Below are 978 nucleotides of genomic sequence, written 5' to 3'. Positions count from 1 at the left end.
ATGACAGTCAGATTTGGTCTTCTCGGCGCCGGTCGTATCGGCAAGGTTCACGCCAAGGCAGTCAGCGGCGATGCCAATGCAAGGCTCGTGGCCGTCGCCGACGCCTTTCCCGAGGCCGCCAACGCCATCGCATCCGCTTACGGCTGCGAAGTCCGCACCATCGAGGCGATCGAAGCCGCGAGCGACATCGACGCCGTCGTCATCTGCACGCCGACCGACACGCATGCCGACCTGATCGAGCGCTTCGCCCGATCAGGCAAGGCGATCTTCTGCGAGAAGCCGGTCGATCTCTCCGTCGAGCGCGTCAAGGCCTGCATCAAGATCGTGGACGAGACCAAGGGCAAGCTGATGGTCGGCTTCAACCGCCGCTTCGACCCGCACTTCATGGCCGTGCGCAGCGCGATCGACGACGGCCGCATCGGCGACGTCGAGATGGTGACGATCACTTCGCGCGATCCCGGCGCCCCGCCGGTCGACTATATCAAGCGCTCCGGCGGCATCTTCCGCGATATGACGATCCACGATTTCGACATGGCCCGCTTCCTGCTCGGCGAAGAGCCGGTCGCCGTCACCGCAACGGCCGCCGTCCTCGTCGACAAGGCGATCGGTGAGGCCGGCGATTACGACAGCGTTTCCGTCATCCTGCAGACCAAGTCCGGCAAGCAGGCGATCATCTCCAACTCGCGCCGCGCCACCTATGGCTACGACCAGCGCATCGAGGTGCACGGCTCCAAGGGCATGGTCTCAGCCGAAAACCAGCGCGCCGTCTCGATCGAAGTCGCCAATGGCGAAGGCTACACCCGCCCGCCGCTGCACGACTTCTTCATGACCCGCTACACCGAAGCCTATGCCAACGAGATCGCAAGCTTCATCGCCGCCATCGAAAAGGGCGCCAAGATCTCCCCCTCGGGCGCCGATGGCCTCGCCGCCCTCGTGCTCGCCGACGCGGCCGTCCAGTCCGTCAAGGAAGGCAAGCTG

At 64.9% G+C, this 978-nt stretch carries 1 protein-coding gene; it reads left to right on the top strand.

Translation table 11 applies throughout. From position 1 onward, the window contains the following. A partial coding sequence (iolG, locus tag ACODTZ_RS36115) for an inositol 2-dehydrogenase (protein ID WP_489032117.1) occupies window positions 1–978 on the top strand: 978 nt, incomplete at both ends.

The sequence above is a fragment of the Rhizobium sp. FG113 genome, assembly GCF_057809895.1.
Note: the sequence above shows the minus strand (reverse complement) of the source record. Positions and strands in the feature narration are given on the sequence as shown.